The 16,002-nt window shown below is 70.6% G+C and carries 17 protein-coding genes; 15 read left to right on the top strand and 2 right to left on the bottom strand.

The genetic code is table 11. The features are described 5' to 3' along the window. Positions 1-10 precede the first annotated feature (10 nt). The 13 genes from BMY97_RS44090 (at position 11) to BMY97_RS44155 (ending at position 13,242) form a co-directional block, all read left to right on the top strand. On the top strand, positions 11-937 hold the full coding sequence (locus BMY97_RS44090; protein ID WP_091629437.1) for a VOC family protein: 927 nt from the start codon (positions 11-13) through the stop codon (positions 935-937). Continuing rightward, positions 934-1,767 carry an SMP-30/gluconolactonase/LRE family protein gene (locus tag BMY97_RS44095; protein ID WP_091629439.1) on the top strand — a complete coding sequence of 278 codons (834 nt, stop codon included), beginning with the start codon at positions 934-936 and terminating at the stop codon, positions 1,765-1,767. The genes BMY97_RS44090 and BMY97_RS44095 overlap by 4 nt, the downstream gene beginning before the upstream one ends. Positions 1,768-1,779: 12 nt before the next feature. Next, entirely contained in the window at positions 1,780-2,157 is a 378-nt protein-coding gene (locus BMY97_RS44100) for a YciI family protein (protein WP_091629441.1), read from the top strand. 44 nt (positions 2,158-2,201) lie between these two features. Next, entirely contained in the window at positions 2,202-3,689 is a 1,488-nt protein-coding gene (locus tag BMY97_RS44105) for a bifunctional 3-(3-hydroxy-phenyl)propionate/3-hydroxycinnamic acid hydroxylase (RefSeq protein ID WP_091629443.1), read from the top strand. A 14-nt stretch (positions 3,690-3,703) separates the two neighbouring features. Next, a complete protein-coding gene (locus tag BMY97_RS44110) occupies positions 3,704-4,423 on the top strand; it encodes an SDR family oxidoreductase (protein WP_091629444.1) in 720 nt (239 codons plus the stop codon). Between the two features lie 28 nt (positions 4,424-4,451). Further along, positions 4,452-5,387 (top strand): fumarylacetoacetate hydrolase family protein, encoded by a 936-nt coding sequence (locus BMY97_RS44115; RefSeq protein ID WP_091629446.1) that lies wholly within the window; start codon positions 4,452-4,454, stop codon positions 5,385-5,387. A gap of 63 nt (positions 5,388-5,450) precedes the next feature. Next, positions 5,451-6,491 (top strand): helix-turn-helix transcriptional regulator, encoded by a 1,041-nt coding sequence (locus BMY97_RS44120; RefSeq protein WP_091629448.1) that lies wholly within the window; start codon positions 5,451-5,453, stop codon positions 6,489-6,491. A 113-nt stretch (positions 6,492-6,604) separates the two neighbouring features. Next, on the top strand, positions 6,605-8,038 hold the full coding sequence (locus BMY97_RS44125) for an aminomethyl transferase family protein (protein WP_245787809.1): 1,434 nt from the start codon (positions 6,605-6,607) through the stop codon (positions 8,036-8,038). A 19-nt stretch (positions 8,039-8,057) separates the two neighbouring features. Next, the gene (purU, locus tag BMY97_RS44130) at positions 8,058-8,912 is read left to right on the top strand and encodes a formyltetrahydrofolate deformylase (protein ID WP_091629449.1); all 855 of its coding nucleotides are present in this window, start codon (positions 8,058-8,060) and stop codon (positions 8,910-8,912) included. Between the two features lie 28 nt (positions 8,913-8,940). Beyond that, a complete protein-coding gene (locus BMY97_RS44135) occupies positions 8,941-9,786 on the top strand; it encodes a methylenetetrahydrofolate reductase (RefSeq protein WP_091629451.1) in 846 nt (281 codons plus the stop codon). A gap of 131 nt (positions 9,787-9,917) precedes the next feature. Beyond that, positions 9,918-10,772: a bifunctional 5,10-methylenetetrahydrofolate dehydrogenase/5,10-methenyltetrahydrofolate cyclohydrolase gene (locus BMY97_RS44140; protein ID WP_091629453.1), complete on the top strand. Its 855-nt coding sequence runs from the start codon at positions 9,918-9,920 to the stop codon at positions 10,770-10,772. Between the two features lie 530 nt (positions 10,773-11,302). Further along, on the top strand, positions 11,303-12,160 hold the full coding sequence (locus BMY97_RS44150) for a helix-turn-helix domain-containing protein (RefSeq protein WP_091629456.1): 858 nt from the start codon (positions 11,303-11,305) through the stop codon (positions 12,158-12,160). After that, positions 12,157-13,242: an SDR family NAD(P)-dependent oxidoreductase gene (locus BMY97_RS44155; protein WP_245787810.1), complete on the top strand. Its 1,086-nt coding sequence runs from the start codon at positions 12,157-12,159 to the stop codon at positions 13,240-13,242. The genes BMY97_RS44150 and BMY97_RS44155 overlap by 4 nt, the downstream gene beginning before the upstream one ends. A 269-nt stretch (positions 13,243-13,511) precedes the next feature. Here BMY97_RS44155 and BMY97_RS48975 read toward each other — a convergent pair whose 3' ends face one another. Together BMY97_RS48975 and BMY97_RS44165 are read right to left on the bottom strand one after the other, a co-directional pair. Further along, positions 13,512-13,775, bottom strand: coding sequence for an alpha/beta hydrolase (locus BMY97_RS48975; RefSeq protein WP_245787811.1), 264 nt, complete (start codon positions 13,773-13,775; stop codon positions 13,512-13,514). 56 nt (positions 13,776-13,831) lie between these two features. Continuing rightward, entirely contained in the window at positions 13,832-14,608 is a 777-nt protein-coding gene (locus BMY97_RS44165) for an SDR family NAD(P)-dependent oxidoreductase (RefSeq protein ID WP_218157020.1), read from the bottom strand. A 155-nt stretch (positions 14,609-14,763) separates the two neighbouring features. Here BMY97_RS44165 and BMY97_RS44170 point away from each other — a divergent pair, with 155 nt between their 5' ends. Together BMY97_RS44170 and BMY97_RS44175 are read left to right on the top strand one after the other, a co-directional pair. Continuing rightward, on the top strand, positions 14,764-15,207 hold the full coding sequence (locus tag BMY97_RS44170) for a MarR family winged helix-turn-helix transcriptional regulator (protein WP_091629458.1): 444 nt from the start codon (positions 14,764-14,766) through the stop codon (positions 15,205-15,207). Between the two features lie 118 nt (positions 15,208-15,325). Next, positions 15,326-16,002, top strand: a 677-nt coding sequence (locus BMY97_RS44175) for an NAD(P)H-binding protein (RefSeq protein ID WP_091617486.1), incomplete at its 3' end; no start/stop codon positions are given.

The following is a 16,002-nucleotide window of genomic DNA, read 5'->3' on the forward strand; positions in this document are numbered from 1 at the left end:
GGGAACAGCCATGCCACTGCACACCTTGAATGCGCTGACCATCGGGGTGCCGGAAGCGAAGGCCGTGCGCGGCTACTACGAGGACTTCGGACTCACCGGCGAGGACGGCGGCTGGCTGTCGACGGCCGAAGGCGGCAAGCAGCTCCGGCTGGTGCCGGCCCCGCACCGGCAGCTGCTGCGGATGGAGATCGGGGTCGACGATCCCGACGACATCGGCCGGATCGCCGGCCGGCTCCGGCGCATCGGCGTCGCCGTTTCCCGGCTGTCGCAGGAATCCGTGACGGCCGTCGAGCCGGTCACCGGCGTCGAGGTCACGGCCGAGGTGACCCGGCGGCTGGTCCAGTACCCGTCCCCGGCAGCCGCGCACAACCGGCCGGGCGTCATCGAGCGGCCGGAAGCCCGCGCGCCCGCGATCCTGCGCGAAGGCCGGGTGCGGCCCCGCAAACTCGGCCACGTCGTGATCGGCTCCGTCGACCAGGCCACCAGCCAGCGGTTCTTCGTCGACGGCTTCGGGCTGAAGGTGTCCGACGAGGTCCGCGACACCGCGGCGTTCCTGCGGTGCTCGTCCGACCACCACAACGTGCTGGTCCAGCGGGCGCCGGTGAACTTCCTGCACCACACCGCCTGGCAGGTCGAGGACGTCGACGAAATCGGGCGCGGCGCGATGGCGATGCTCGAGGACGATCCCGAGCGCCACGCGTGGGGGCTGGGACGCCACTTCATCGGCTCCAACTTCTTCTGGTACCTCAGGGATCCGGCGGGCATGTTCTCCGAGTACTACTCCGACCTGGACTGCATCGTCGACGACGCGCTGTGGTCCCCGCAGGTCTGGGACGACGCCAAGGCCAACTACAGCTGGGGCCCGCCGCTCCCGCCGTCCTTCGTCAGCCCGGAGGACCTCGCCGCCCACATGACCGGAGCGCACGGAAAGCCATGAGCCGGTACCGCGAAGGACTGACCCTGGGCGAAGGTCCACGGTGGACTGACGGCGCGCTGTGGGTCTCGGACCCCCAGAAGGGCGGGATCTGGACCGACAGCGGCGGCACGTGGGCCTTCACCCCGCTGGCCGCGCAGCCGAACGGGTTGTGGTTCCTGCCCGACGGCCGCCTGGCCGGCGCGATCATGCGGGAAAAGAGAGTCGGGATCTGGGACGGCGCCGGCTTCGGGGCGTACGCCGACCTGTCCGGCGTCGCCACGGGCCCCTTGGGAGACATGGTCGGCGACCGTCACGGCGGTCTCTATGTCGACGATGTCGGCTACGCCGCCCAACTCGGCGAAAAGCCGCGGCCGGGCCGCCTGATCCACGTCACGCCGGACGGGCGGGCGGCGGTGGCGGCGGAAGACGTCGAGTTCCCGAACGGGCTGGCGATCATCGACGACGGCCGGACCCTGGTCGTCGCCGAAACCTGGGCGCAGCGGCTGACCGCCTTCACCATCGGCGCGGGCGGACAGCTCAGCGACCGGAGGCTGTTCGCCGACCTCGCCCAGGTGGTGCACCCCGAGGCGCGGCCCGACGGGATCTGCGCCGCCGCGCACGGCGTCTGGGTCTGCACGCTGAGCGCCCACGCGGTCGCCCTCGTCGGCGAATCCGGCCTGCTGGCCCGGATCGGCACGGGTGACGGCCAGCCGGTCGCGTGCTGCCTCGACCCGGCCGGGCGGCTCTTCGTGACCGTGGCCGAAACCGGCGGCCGCTCCGTCCTGGAGGCAGTCGCCGCCAAGACCTTGAAAACCCACGTCGATGTGCACGAACCAGGCGTGATCCGCTGAGGAGATGCAGAGATGACCACCACCGAAGAGCACTTGCAGAACCTGCGTCGCGTGCAGCTGTACATGATCCGGATGGACATGACCCATCCCGTCGACGTGCCGCTGGACTATCTGGCGCCCCATCTCCGGGAGCACATCCTCTGGCTCGAAGAGCAGGAGGAGAACGGTGTCCTGTTCCTCTCCGGGGCCAACGCCGCCGGTGACCAGTGGGACGGCAGCGGCACCGCCATCGTCAGGGCACCTTCCCTGGAAGCCGCGGTGGCCATCTCCGACACCGAGCCGTTCCACCGCGAAGGCCTCCGCGTGAACACCGTGCACGGCTGGCAGCTGAACGAGGGAAACGTCCGGCTCAGCTTCAGCCTGCTCACCGACAAGTTCAGCCTCGGCTGAGCAGCGCGGCGTCCCCATCCATCCACAACGGACTCGAGGGTGATATGAACAGCACGGTCGATGTCGCCGTGATCGGTTGCGGGACCACAGGTCTGGCCCTCGCGCGGCTCTTGGAGACCGAGGGCCTCCGGGTCGCCGTCATCGACCGCGGCCGGATGCCGATGGCCCGGCCCCGCGCGACCCATGTGGACGACGAGACGATGAGAGCGTTCCAGACGCTCGGTGTGCAGCACCTCGAGAAGGACTTCTCGTTGATGGGCGTCTACCGCCACTACGACTCGAAGTGGCGCGTCGTGATGCAGATGGCGATGAACCGGGGGCGCACCGAGCAGGGCTGGCAGTCGGACTACATGTTCCACCAGCCCGACTTCGAGGCCGTGTTGCGCGGCAAGGTCCACAACTACGCCCACGCGAGCACGTACTTCGGCTGGGAGGTCACCGCGCTGGAGGACGCGGGCGACGGTGTGCTGGTGCACGTCCGCGAGACCGCCACCGCCCAGGACCGCCGGATCCGGGCGCGGTTCGTGGTGGGGTGCGACGGCGCCCATTCGAGCGTGCGCGGGTTCATGGGCAGCACACAGATCGATCACCACGCAACGCACCGATCGCTGATCATCGACATCACGCCCTTTGCCACCAACGAAAACCTCACCGGCCGCGACGCCTTCATCCAGGGCGCGATCCGCAATCCGCTGACGTTCACGCCGATCGCCGCGCCCCGCCTGCGGCTCGAGCTGATGCTCCGCCCGGATGACGACGCGGCGGCTTTCGAGCGGACCGAAAAGGCGTACGAACTGCTGGCGCCCTGGTTCAGCCCCGACCAGTACCGGCTGCTGCGCTGCGACGTCTACGAGTGGCGGTCGCTCACGGCCAGCCCGTGGCGCGCCGGCCGGGTCCTGCTCGCCGGGGACTCCGCCCACACCATGCCGCCCCACCTCGGCCAGGGGATGTGTTCGGGCATCCGGGACGCCACGAACCTCGCCTGGAAACTCGGCCGGGTGCTCCGGGGCGAATCGCCGATCGAGCTGCTGGACACCTACGAGACCGAGCGCCGGCCGCATGTGGACGCGTACACGAAGCTGTCCGCGCAGCTGGCGAACAAGATCGAAACCCTGGTGGCGGCGGAGGAGGACCCGCCGGTGTTCCGGGCCGAGGCGCTGCGCCCGCGGCTGGGCCCGGGCGTCCGGGACGATGCGAACGAACTCGCCGGAACGCTGAGCGCCCAGCCGAAAACCGCGGACGGCCGGCTCCTCGACGACGCCGTGGGCTACCGCTTCGCCGTGGTGGGAGATCCCGTGGTCCTTTCCGGGACCAGTGATCGGACGAAGGCGCTGCTGGACTCGCTCGGCGCCGTTGTCCTCGAGGAATTCTCCGGGGAGATCCGGGACTGGATAACGAGTCTGGGCGTCGGGGCCGTGATCGTCAGGCCCGATCGGTACCTGTTCGGCGTCGCGAGCGATTCGGCCGAATTGAACGCCTTGGCCGCCGCGCTCGGGGCCACGCTGCTGCCGTCCGCCGTGCCGGCGTCCTAGCAGAAAGGATTGGCATGATGCTCGGAAAAGACGCACACCTGCTCGTCATCGGCGGAGCGCGTGGCCTGGGGTTCGAACTGGCCCGGACCGCGGTGGCACAAGGCGCGCGGGTGACGGTCACCGGGCGGGACGCGGACGTCGCCGCCGCCCGCGCCGCCGAACTCGGCCCGCCGGCTCGCGGGCTGGCCTGCGACCTGCTGGACGCCGGCTCCGTCGGCCGGTTGTTCGGCGACCTCGACGTGGTCGACCACCTGGTGCTCACCGCCATCGAACGGGACCACAACACCGTGGCCGGCTTCCGCGCGGACGCCGCCGCGCGGATGATGCTCATCAAGACGGTCGGCTACGCGAACGCCGTCGCGCACGCGCTGCCCAAGCTCGACCCGGGCGGCTCGGTCGTGCTGTTCAGCGGCCTGTCCATGTGGCGGCCCTCGCCGGGGTCCACGACCATGTCGATGGCCAACTCCGCCATTCCCGGCCTGGTCAACTCGCTCGCGGTCGAGATCGCCCCGGTGCGGGTGAACGCCATCACGCCCGGCACGGTCGCCGGAACCGAGGCGATCGACAACGCCGACCCGGTCCGCGCCGAGTTCTTCGAAGCGCAGCGCCTGCGCACGCCGGCCAAACGGCTGCCCACCCCGCAGGACATCGTCGAGGCGGTGCTGTTCCTGCTGACCTGTTCCAGCGTCAACGGCGAGAACCTCGTCGTGGACGCGGGAGCGCACCTGCTCTAGCGCAACGGATACCCGAAGGAGGCCGGCGATGCGGATCAGCAGCTACCGGGGGCCGGACGGCCTCGTGCGAGTGGGGATCTGGCAGGGCGAACGGCTTCATCCGGTTCCCGGCGCATCGAGCCTGATCGGCCTGCTCGGCGACGACGGCTCCCGGCTTCGCGCGGGGGCGGTGGCGGCGGCCGGGGAACCGGGCATCGACCCGGCGGCGGTGGAGCTGCTGGCGCCGGTGCCGGTGCCGCCGTCGATCCGGGACTTCATGGCGTTCGAGGAGCACGTGGTGACCTCCACCGCCGCGCTCGGGCAGCCCGTGGACCCGCTCTGGTACGAGCTGCCGGTGTTCTACTTCACCAATCCGGCCGCGGCCCGCGGCGCGCACGCGGACGTGGAGATCGCGCCGGGCAGCGCGGCGCTCGACTACGAGATCGAGGTGGCCGCCGTCATCGGGCGGGCCGGCGCCGACCTGTCACCGGACGAGGCGGTGGACCACATCGCCGGGTTCACGCTGTTCTGCGACTGGAGCAACCGCGACCTGCAGGCCGCCGAGATGAGGGTGGGCCTCGGGCCGGCCAAGGGCAAGGACTCGGCGAGCAGCTTCGGCCCCTGGCTGGTCACGGCGGACGAATTCGCGGCTCTGGCCTCGGGCCGCGGCTACGACGTCGAGCTGACCGGGTCGGTCGGCGGCGTGCCCTACAGCAGCGGCAACCTGGCCGCCCTGTACTGGTCGTTCGGCGAGATGATCGCCTACGCCTCACGCGGCACCCGCGTCGTGCCCGGCGACGTCATCGCCAGCGGCACCGTGGGCACCGGCTGCATCCTGGAGCTGTCCCGGGTGCACGGCGCCGGCGCCTACCCCTACCTCCGGCCCGGCGACCGGGTGCGTCTGGACGGCGGCCTGCTCGGCGCGATCGACGCGCGTATCCGCGAAGGCCGTCCCGTGCTTCCTTTCCGGCCGGCTCGCCGGTGATAAAATCGGTTTTCCGGATTCCGTCGTCAATCTTGGGGCGAAAAGGGCAAAAAGGAGCGCGGAATGCTCGAACACGGCGATGTCGTCGCCCCGAGGAGCAGCCGCGACGAAGGCCCGTTGCACGCCTACGAGCGCTACAGCACCAAAGACCCGGTGGAGGCGCTGGCGCTGTCGGCGGCGATCCTCTCGACGAACCAGCTGGTCGTCAGCAATCAGGACCAGCGGTTCGAGGCCACCTGCCGCGCGGTCCGGGTCCACTCCGCCTGGCTGCTGTACATGAGCTACGGCACCGATGTCGTCGTGGACCGGCTCGGTACCTCGCGCGGCGATTACCTGGCGGTCGTGCTCCCGATCGACGGCCACGTGCAGCTGCGCCACCAGGGCAGCGAAATCGACCTCGTGGCCGGGGAAACGGCGGGGGTCACCAGCTCGCGGGACGCGATGCACGCGCGGTGGAGCGACCAGGCGTCGGTGCTCACGCTGCGCATCGACTCGCAGGCGGTCGAGCACGCGCTCGGGAACCTGCTCCTGGAACCGCCCCCCGCGGACCTGCGCTTCCGGTCCGGCCCGGTCACCGGCCCGGCCCGGCTGTCGCTGGCGGGGACCGCCGAACTGCTGGCGGCCAGCTACGACGGGAAGGACCCGGACTCACCGCTGCCGGCCCTGGTCACGCGCCGCCTCGAGGAGCAGATCCTCTTCACGGTGCTGCTCGGCCTGGACCACAACTACCGGGCCAGGCTGCTGGGGGAGCGGGTGCGGCCGGGCCGGCGCAGCGTCCGCGAGGCGATCGACCTGGTTTCGGCCGAGGACCAAGCCACCTGGACGATCCCCGAGCTGGCCCGGGCGGCGGGCGTCACGGTCCGGGCGCTCGAGCTGGGCTTCCGGAAGGAACTGGGGAAAACGCCGCGGGAGTTCATCCGCGAGCAGCGGCTGATTCGTGCTCGTGACGACCTTCAGCGGGCCAACCCCGGTGATGGGACCACCGTGACCGAGGTCGCGTGCCGCTGGGGTTTCTGGCACGCCGGCCGGTTCGCGACCAGCTACAGCGAGCGGTTCGGGGTCCGTCCGGCCACGACCCTGCGGTCCGGCCCCGCGGTTCGCTAACCGGCACCTCCGGCTTCGGGCAACGGCTCGGCCGGCCGCGGCCCGGCCGATAACGTTCCTGGTGAAGGAATACCCGAGTCACCGCGGATTCGGTTCGTCTGTCCTTTCCGGACATGACCACTTCTCCGGCACACCACCGCCTCCTGCCCGCGCACCCGGCCGTCGACGACGGCCGGCAGAAGGGAATTCGCATGTCCGAGAGCCTCGAAACCAAGATCCGGCGGTCCGGCGGCCCGGCGGCGATGCTGCGTCGCACGCCGGGCGGCGCCCATCCCTTCCCGATCAAGAGCGAGCACTCGAACTGGCGCGACGAACAGGCGTCGTGGAAGGAGACCGCGGCCCTGTTCGACCAGTCCCACCACATGCTCGACGTCACGTTCACCGGCCCCGACGCGCACCGGCTGCTGAGCGATTACGGCGTCAACAGCTTCGGCGCGTTCGGCACCGACCGGGCCAAGCAGTACGTCGCCGTTCGCGAGGACGGCTACTTCGTCGGCGACGCGATCCTCTTCGGTATGGCGGACGACAAGGTCAGCCTGGTCGGGGGAGGGTCGGTGCACGACTGGATCACGTTCCAGGCCGAGCAGGGCGGCTACCGCGTCGAGGTGACCCGCGACGAGAGCACGCCGCTGAACAAGGGACGGCGGCTGCTGTACCGCTACCAGTTGCAGGGCCCGGCGGCGCTGCGGATCGCGGAAAAGGCCCACGGCGGGCCGATCGACCGCATCAGGTTCTTCCGCATGGGCCGGTTCACCGTCGCCGGGCGCACGGTGCGCGCGCTGAACCACACCATGACCGGCGTCCCCGGACTGGAGATGACCGGCCTCGAGCTGTTCGGGCCGCTGGAGGACGGGCCCGCCGTCCTGGAAGCGCTCCTGCGCGCGGGCGAGGAATTCGGCCTGCGCCAGGGCGGGGCGATCGCCTACTCCACGACGGCGCTGGAGTCGGGCTGGATCGGCCTGCCCGTCCCGGCGGTCTACTCCGGCGAATCCACCCGGGCGTTCCGCGAGTGGCTGGGCGCGGACACGTCGTTCGCCGGCCGGGCCTGTCTCGGCGGCAGCTTCGATGCCGCCGACATCGAGGACTACTACCCGACGCCCTGGGACCTCGGCTACGGCAACGTCGTCAAGTTCGACCACGACTTCCTCGGCCGGTCGGCGCTCGAGCGGATGGCCGGGCAGCCGCACCGGCGCAAGGTCTGGCTGCGCTGGCACGACGAAGACGTCGCCCGGCTGCTGGCCGGCGGGCTCTTCGGCGGCAAGGCCCGCACGAAGTACCTGCAAGTGCCGTACGGCGTCTACGCGACCTTCCATTACGACACCGTCCGCGCCGGCGATCGGGTGGTCGGCATCTCCAACCGGACCGGCTACACCGTCAACGTCGGCGGCTGGTCGTCGCTGGCCATGATCGACGAAGCGGAGGCGGTCGACGGCGCCGAGGTCACCGTCGTGTGGGGCGAACCGGACGGCGGCTCGGCCAAGCCCGACGTCGAACACCACGTGCAGACGGAGGTCTGCGCGACCGTCAGCACCACTCCGCTCGCGTGACCGCCTCCGGGGAGCAGCCATGTCCCACCTCGTGCTGACGCTGTCCTGCCCTGACCGCGCGGGCATCATCCAGACCGTCTCGGGCTTCGTGTTCGACCACGGCGGCAACGTCGTGGAAAGCCAGCAGTACGGCGATCGGCGCACCGGCCGCTTCTTCATGCGCGTGCAGTTCGAGGCCATCGGCGACGCGTCTCTCGACCCGGAAGTCCTGCGCGGGGATTTCGCCCGCATCGCCGGCGTCTTCGGCATGGCCTGGCGCCTCACCGACGCGCGGGCCCGGCCGCGCGTGCTGATCATGGCCGGCACGCTCGGGCACTGCCTCAACGACCTGCTGTACCGGGCGAGCACCGGAGCGCTCGGCATCGACGTCGTCGCGGTCGTGTCCAACCATCCCGACCTGAGGCCGCTCGCCGAGCACAGCAACGTGCCCTTCCACCACATCCCGGTCACGGCCGAGACCAAGCCGGCCGCCGAACGCCGGCTGCTGGAGCTCGTCGAAGACCTCCAAGCCGACCTGGTGGTGCTGGCCCGCTACATGCAGATCCTGTCCGAGGACCTGTGCAAGCAGCTCGAGGGCCGGGCGATCAACATCCACCACTCGATGCTGCCCAGCTTCAAGGGCGCCCGGCCCTACCACCAGGCCTACGAGCGCGGCGTCAAGCTCGTCGGCGCCACCGCGCACTACGTCACGACCGACCTCGACGAGGGGCCGATCATCGAGCAGGAACTCGCCCGGATCGACCACTCGATGTCGGCCGACGAGGTCGCCGCGCGGGGCCGCGACACCGAATGCCTCGCCCTCGCCCGCGCCGTCCACTGGCACACCACGAACCGCGTGCTGCTCGACGGGCACCGGACCGTCGTCTTCACCTGAACCCCGTTCCCCGCGAAGGAGGCACACCGTGTCCAGCGACGCCGTCGGCACGCTCGCCCGATCCACCGACATCGAAGTCATCCCCATGCGGGGAGCCGTCGAGAAGATGCTCGCCGCTCCCGCGGGCACCAGTTTCACCATCACCTGCTCGCCCAAGCTCGGCCTCGACCGGACGGTCGAAACCGCCGAGAAGGTCGCCGGGCTCGGCTACCGGATCGTGCCCCATCTTGCCGCCCGTCAGGTCGAGAGCGCGGCCGCGCTGCGCGAGATCGTCGGCAGGCTCGGCCACGCCGGGGTCACGGACCTGTTTGTCATCGGCGGGGACGTCGAGGACCCGGCCGGGCCCTACTCGTGCGCCGCCGACCTGCTCGAGGCACTGGCGGCGATCGAGCACCCGATCACCCGGATCGGCGTCGCCTGCTATCCCGAAGGCCACCCGTCGATCAGTGAGGAGGTGCTCGACGCGGACCTGCATCGCAAGCAGCGCCACGCCGGCTACCTGGTGAGCCAGCTGTGTTTCGACGCTCCCGCGCTCCTGCGCTGGCTGACGCGACAGCGGGCCTCCGGCCTCACCCTGCCGCTGCGCGTCGGCGTCGCGGGGCCGGTCCAGATCCGCAAGCTGATCGAGCTCTCGATGCGGATCGGCGTCGGCTCGTCGGTCCGGTACCTGACCAAGCAGCACGGCATGGTCAAGAACCTGTTGCGCGGCAACGCCTACCAGCCGGAGCAGCTGCTGTCCCGGCTCGGCGGCGAGGCCCAGCACCGGGCACTCGGCATCGAGGGACTGCACCTGTTCAGCTTCAACCAGATCGACCTCGCCACGGAGTGGCAGCGGCGGGCCACCACTCCGCCGGACCAGGCCGGCCTGGCCTGACCCGTTGCCGGGCAAGGAGAAGCCGCCATGGCCGCCGAACCGGTACCGCTGCGACCGCCCATTCGGGACCGCCGTCGTCTCGCCTCGACCGTACAACGCGGTCACCGGCCCGATCCCGAGGTGAACACCTGATGCCCCCTGCCCGGTTGTTGTATGGGAAGCCCGTCGCCGAAGCCGTCCTCGGCGAGGTGCGGGCCGGAGTCACCGCGCTTCGGGAGAAGGGCGTCGTGCCGAGCCTGGCCACGATCCTCGTCGGGGACGACGACGCGAGCGCGGGCTACATCCGGATCAAGCAGCGGCAGGCCGCGGAGCTGGGCATCCGCTCACCGCACACCCACATCGCGGCGGCCGGGACGCAGGAGCAGCTGTCGGAAGCGATCCTCGCCTACAACGCCGACCCCGGCGTGCACGGGATCCTGATCCAGTACCCGGTGCCGGGCCACCTCGACTACGACGCCGCACTGTCGCTTGTGGACCCGGGCAAGGACGTCGACGGGATGCACCCGGTCAACCTGGGACGCCTCGCGATCGGGCTGCCGGGACCGCTGCCCTGCACCCCGGCGGGCATCGAGCGGCTCCTCGCGTTCCACGGGGTCCCCGTGGCCGGGCGCGACGTCGTGATCCTCGGGCGGGGCGCCACCCTCGGCCGCCCGCTCGCCCTGCTGCTCGCGCAGAAACGCCCGACGGCGAACGCCGCGGTCACCGTTGTCCACAGTGGAGTGCCCGACTGGGCGCGCCACACCAGGCGCGCGGACATCCTCATCGCCGCCGCCGGAGTGCCCGGCATCATCCAGCCCGAGCACGTGAAACCCGGCGCCGTCGTGATCGGCGGCGGCGTGCGGTACGAAGGCCGCCGCCTGCTGCCCGACGTCGACGAGCGGTGCGCCGAAGTGGCGAGCGCCATCACCCCACGAGTCGGCGGCGTCGGGCCCACCACGGTGGCCATGCTGTTCCACAACGTGATCACCGCCGCCGAGCGGTCCTGACTGCCGCCGTGCCGTAGCGCGCGTGTGTTCGGCACAGCCGCGCGGATCGAGCTCGCCGTGGCGGTACCCCCAGCGCCACCAAGGCGCAGTCCGCGATCGCAGCGATCAGAGATCGTGATCGCCCGCGCTTGTGACTCGTCGTCGTGAACTCCGGCCCGAGCACCGGGGTGAACCAGGCCGGCCGGAGTCAGCCGGCTCACCGCGGACTGCAGGCTTTCCGTCAGAATGGCGCCGATCCGCTTGAGCGCGATCGCCGGCCCGCTCGAAACGAGGAACCGCTGCCCGGCGGCGACGTCGTCCTCGTTTTCCACGTGCTCCACCTGAACGGGTGAGGCCACGTGCAACACGAAATCGCACCCGGCGACCGCGTCGGCCCACCCGGCGCCGCCCGGCGATGAAACCGGATCCGCCGGTGACGAGAACACGCTGCGGGTAACCCTTCAGGCCGTCAGCGGCCCGCGCCGGTGCCCCGGCGATCCTGGGGGTGAGAGGACCAGGCGAGCGCCCGCCCCGCGGATTATCGTGAGAACATGACCGACGAGCCGAATCTGCTGGGCGATTACCTGCGCGCCCGCCGTGAGCTGCTCTCCCCGGAGCAGGCGGGCATTCCCGTGATCGGGGTGCGGCGGGTGCCGGGCTTGCGCCGCGAAGAGGTCGGCATGCTGGCCGGGATCAGCGCCGACTACTACCTGCGCCTGGAACAAGGGCGTGACCGCAACCCGTCGCGGCAGGTCCTCGAGTCCATCGCCCGTGTGCTGCAACTCGACGACGACACCACGGCGTACCTGATCGGCCTCGCCGGCCCCAAGCCGGCGCGCACGCGGCGGCCCCGGAAGGAGAAGGTCCCGCCGGGCATCGTCAAGTTCCTGGCGGCGCTTCCGCTGCCCGCGTTCGTCGAAGGCCGTTACCTCGACGTCCTGGCCGCCAACCCGCTGGCCGCGGCGCTTTCGCCGCGCCTGGTGGCCGGGGCGAACCGGCTGCGCGACGTGTTCCTCGACCCGGCCGAGCGGGCCCTGTTCGTGGATTGGGAGCTGGCCTCGCAAGGCCTGGTCGCCGGCTTCCGCCAGTCCGTCGGCACCAGCGCCGACGACCCCCGGTTCATCGAGCTGGTGGGGGAGCTTTCCCTGGCCAGCCCTCGTTTCCGGCAGTTGTGGGCCCGCCACGACGTGGCGAGCCGGCGGGGGGCGAGCATGCGGTTCGACCATCCGCAGCTCGGTGAACTCACGCTGAATCGGGAGAAGCTCGCGGTCAGTGAGGCGCCGGGCCTGATGCTCGCCGTCTACCACCCCGACCCCGGCACCGATTCGGCCGACAAGCTGGCCCTGCTCGGGTCCACGCTGCCGGCCCCGGCCGAATCCCGCGACTCGACTGTCCACACCAGACAGTGACAACGGGACTGACGGAATCGCCGACAGCCGGCTGGCCGGGCTGGGAGCCGGCGGCCGCGTGTGATGTCGTCGGGCTGTGCGTCACGACCGACGAGGACGTGCTGAACCAGGTCACCGGCGGCCTGCGGAAGGTCGCGGTCCGGCTGGTGCTGAAGCTGGGCAGTGCGGGCAGCACCGCGCTGAATCTGCTCAACACCATGGTGACCCCCGACAACGTCGCGCACCTGTCCGGCGCCGACCCGGCCGCCGGCGCAGCTCAACCCGTGACGTACTCGAATGACAACCGAAAGGGAACACTCCGCATGAGCAAGCTGGCACTGGTCACCGGGGCCACCTCCGGAATCGGCAAAGCCTTCGCCGAACGCCTGGCCGGCGACGGTTACGACCTGGTGGTCGTCGGCCGGCGGCAGGAGCGGCTGGCGGAGTTCGCCGCCGCCCACCCGCAGGTCGAGGTCCGCACCGTGGCCGCCGACCTCTCCACCGACGCGGGCATCGACGCCGTTGCCCAGGTCTGCTCCGGCGAGCCCCTGGACCTGCTGGTGAACAACGCGGGCGTCGCGCACTACATGCCGCTCGCCGAACTGCCCGCCGAGAAGGCCCGCGAACTGGTCAACGTCAAGGTTCTCGCGCCCACCCTGCTCGCGCGCGCCGCGGTCGGCGGCATGGTGGAGCGCGGCCGGGGCGCCATCGTCAACGTGGCCGGCATGATCGCGTTCAGCGGGCCCGCGCCCCACTCCCAGATGCCCCGCCGCGCCGTGTACGCCGGCACGCTCGCCCACCTGGTCGCCCTGTCCCAGACCCTCAGCGCCGAACTCGAAGGCACCGGCGTCCGGGTCCAGGTCGTGTGCCCCGGCGTGGTCGCCACCGAATTCCACGAGCGCCAGGGCCTGGACCTGAGCGCCGTCCCCCGGATGAGCGCGGGCGACCTCGTCACCGCCGCCTTGCGCGGCCTGGAACTCGGCGAGGTCGTCTGCGCTCCCGGGGTCGAGGACGCGAGCCTCCTCGACGCCGTTTTCCGAGCCGATCTGGCGGCTTTCGCCGGGCAGAGCCCCGAACTCGCCACCCGCTACCGGGCCGGCTGAGCGCGGCTACCGGAGTAGATCTGGAAGACATGGGGCGCGTCCGCGACGACGTCGAGGATCACGTCGACACCGGCGTCGCGGGCGCGCTCGACCATCCGGGTAGAGCGGCGCGAGGGCTTCCGCGACGGCGCGGCGAGAACGCGACGATGGCCGCCGGCATGGGCAGCCCGGCCTCCCTCGGCTTGAGCAGCGTCGTCACGGTCAGGCCGCCGCCCGCGAACACGATCGCCGAGGGTCCGTGCCGGCATCGAGCAACGCGCGGTACGCCGTCAAACCGTCCTCGATGCAGCGGGGAACGGGTGCTCGGGGGCGAGGCGGTAATCCGGCGAACAAGCCCGGAAACCGGTGCGCGTCACCAGATGCGCGGTCAGGAAAAGCTCCGTCTCCGGAGATCCGGCCACATATCCGCCACCGTGGAAGAACAGCACACTACCGGGGCGTGATTCCCCGGCCGGTTCGATGAGCAATGCGCGCAGACCGCCGAGGTCCACCTCGGTCGTGCGGATTCCGTCCGGGACCGGCCACGCACTCATCAGCGCCGCGTATCCGGCCCGCTGCTCCGCGGCCCCTGTCACCCCCAGGGATCGCGTCAGTTCCAGCCGCCGTCGGATTCGATGGTGGCGCCGGTGATATAGGACGCTTCGTCGGAAAGCAGAAACGCGACCACGGCGGCGATTTCCTCGGGCCGGCCCAAGCGGCCGAATGCGCTCATCGAGCGGATGAGCGATTCGAACGGCACCTCGGCGAGCGCGGGATGGGTGTAGTCGGCGGCATAGCGGGTTGCCATGCGGGTGGCGGTGGCGCCGGGGGAGATCGCGTTGATGGCGATGTTCCGCTCGGCCAGTTCGGGGGCCAGATTCCGCACCATGGCCGGGATGGCGGCTTTGCTCGCCGCGTAGAGGGCGTGGTGGTGTACGGCCAGGCGCGTGCTGACCGAGGCGCTCAGCACGATCCGGCCGCCGTCGGTCATCGCGGCGACCGCGGCCTGGGTGACGAACAGCTGTCCGGCCACGTTGGTCTGGAAGAGGTGGTCGAAGTCGGCCTGGGTGATGGTTTCCAGCGCGCCGAAGTGCTCGACGCCGGCATTGCTGACGAGCAGGTCCAGGCCGCCGAACTCGGACACCACCGCGCCGGCCAGCTCGTGGGCCTGCACCGCGTCGCTGACGTCGGCCTGGAACGCCGAAGCGACACTCCCGTCGCCGCGCAGTTCGTCGACGAGCGCATCGGCGGCGGCTTGGTCGGAGCGGTAGTTGACCGCGACGGCCGCTCCCTGCGCGGCAAGCCGCCGCGCGATCGCGGCGCCGATGCCGCTGCTGCCTCCGGTGACCAGGACCCGCTTGCCCGCCAGGCTTGCCGTTGACGTCATGACGCTACCTCTGTTCTTTTCAGTTTGATCAGGTACATTTACTAACTTACCCATACGGCGGCGCTGATGGCAACTGGCCCGGAGGCTCGGCTCGGCGCCGTTGACGTAGGGTGTGAACCTCGTGGGATCCGGTGGGCGATGGAGTCGAGAGCGGTATGGGCGACGAGCGGCGGGTTGATCTAGGGGTGTCGTTGTTCATCCCGTATCGGTATATGGAGGACCGGATTTTCCGGGCTCTGCAGGATGCGGGGTTTGATGACTGGACTCTTGCGCAGTGTCGGGTGTTTCAGCGTGTGGCTGCGGAGGGTTCGCGTTTGACGGATCTTGCTGATCAGGCGCAGATGAGTAAGCAGAGTGCTGGTGTGCTGGTTGATCAGCTGGAGCGGCTTGGTTATGTCCGCCGGGTTCCGGATCCGGTGGATGGTCGTGCGCGGTTGATTGTGATCGAGCAGCGTGGCCGGCGGGCGGTCGAGGTGGTCGCGGCGACCCTGGGCGAGATCCTGTCGGAGTGGAAGGCCTATCTGGGTACCCGTAATTTCGCGTTGCTGCAGCAGATTCTGGAGCAGTTGCGCGAGATCACCGACCCGTACGCGCGGTAAGCCTGCCCGGTCGTCTCGGGGTGGGGTGCGGCACGGCCTTGACGTGGTCAGCTTCATTGACTATATTGTCAATGAAGCTGACGATGTTCGGTCGTCGGGCCGTCTTGGAGGGAACCTCATGTCCACTGTCATCACCGGAGCCTCGGGCCATCTCGGCGGGCTCGTTGTCGAGCAGCTCCTGGCCGCCGGGACATCGCCGGCGCAGCTCGTGGCCACGGGCCGGGACGTCGGCGCCCTCGCCGGCCTCGCGCAGCGCGGGGTCACGGTGCGGCGCGGGGATTTCGCCGACCCGGGCACGCTGGATGCGGCGTTCGCGGGCGCGGAGGCGGTGTTGCTGGTGTCGACGACGACGGTCGGGGAGCGGTTCGCGAATGCCCGCACCGCGATCGACGCGGCGGTGCGGGCGGGGGTGTCCCGGGTCGTGTACACCAGCCTGGTCAACGCCTCGACCGCGCGGATGACCCTCGCGGGCGAGCATCACCGCACCGAGGACTATCTGCGGGGCAGCGGGGTGCCGTTCGTGATCCTGCGCAATGGCTGGTATCTGGAGAACTACACCGACCAGCTGCCGATGATCACCCGGTACCGGGCGTTGCTGGGCAGTGGGCGCGAGGGTCGGGTCAGCGGGGCCGGGCGGGCGGATCTGGCCGCGGCGGCGGTGGCGGTGCTGACGCAGGAGGGGCACCTGGGGGCGACCTATGAGCTCGGTGGGGCACCGTTCACGCTGACCGAGCTGGCGGCGACGTTCAGCGAGGTCCTGGGGACCCCGATCGTCTACCGGGATGTGTCGGTCGC

Source organism: Amycolatopsis saalfeldensis (genome assembly GCF_900110575.1).
Taxonomy (GTDB): domain Bacteria; phylum Actinomycetota; class Actinomycetes; order Mycobacteriales; family Pseudonocardiaceae; genus Amycolatopsis; species Amycolatopsis saalfeldensis.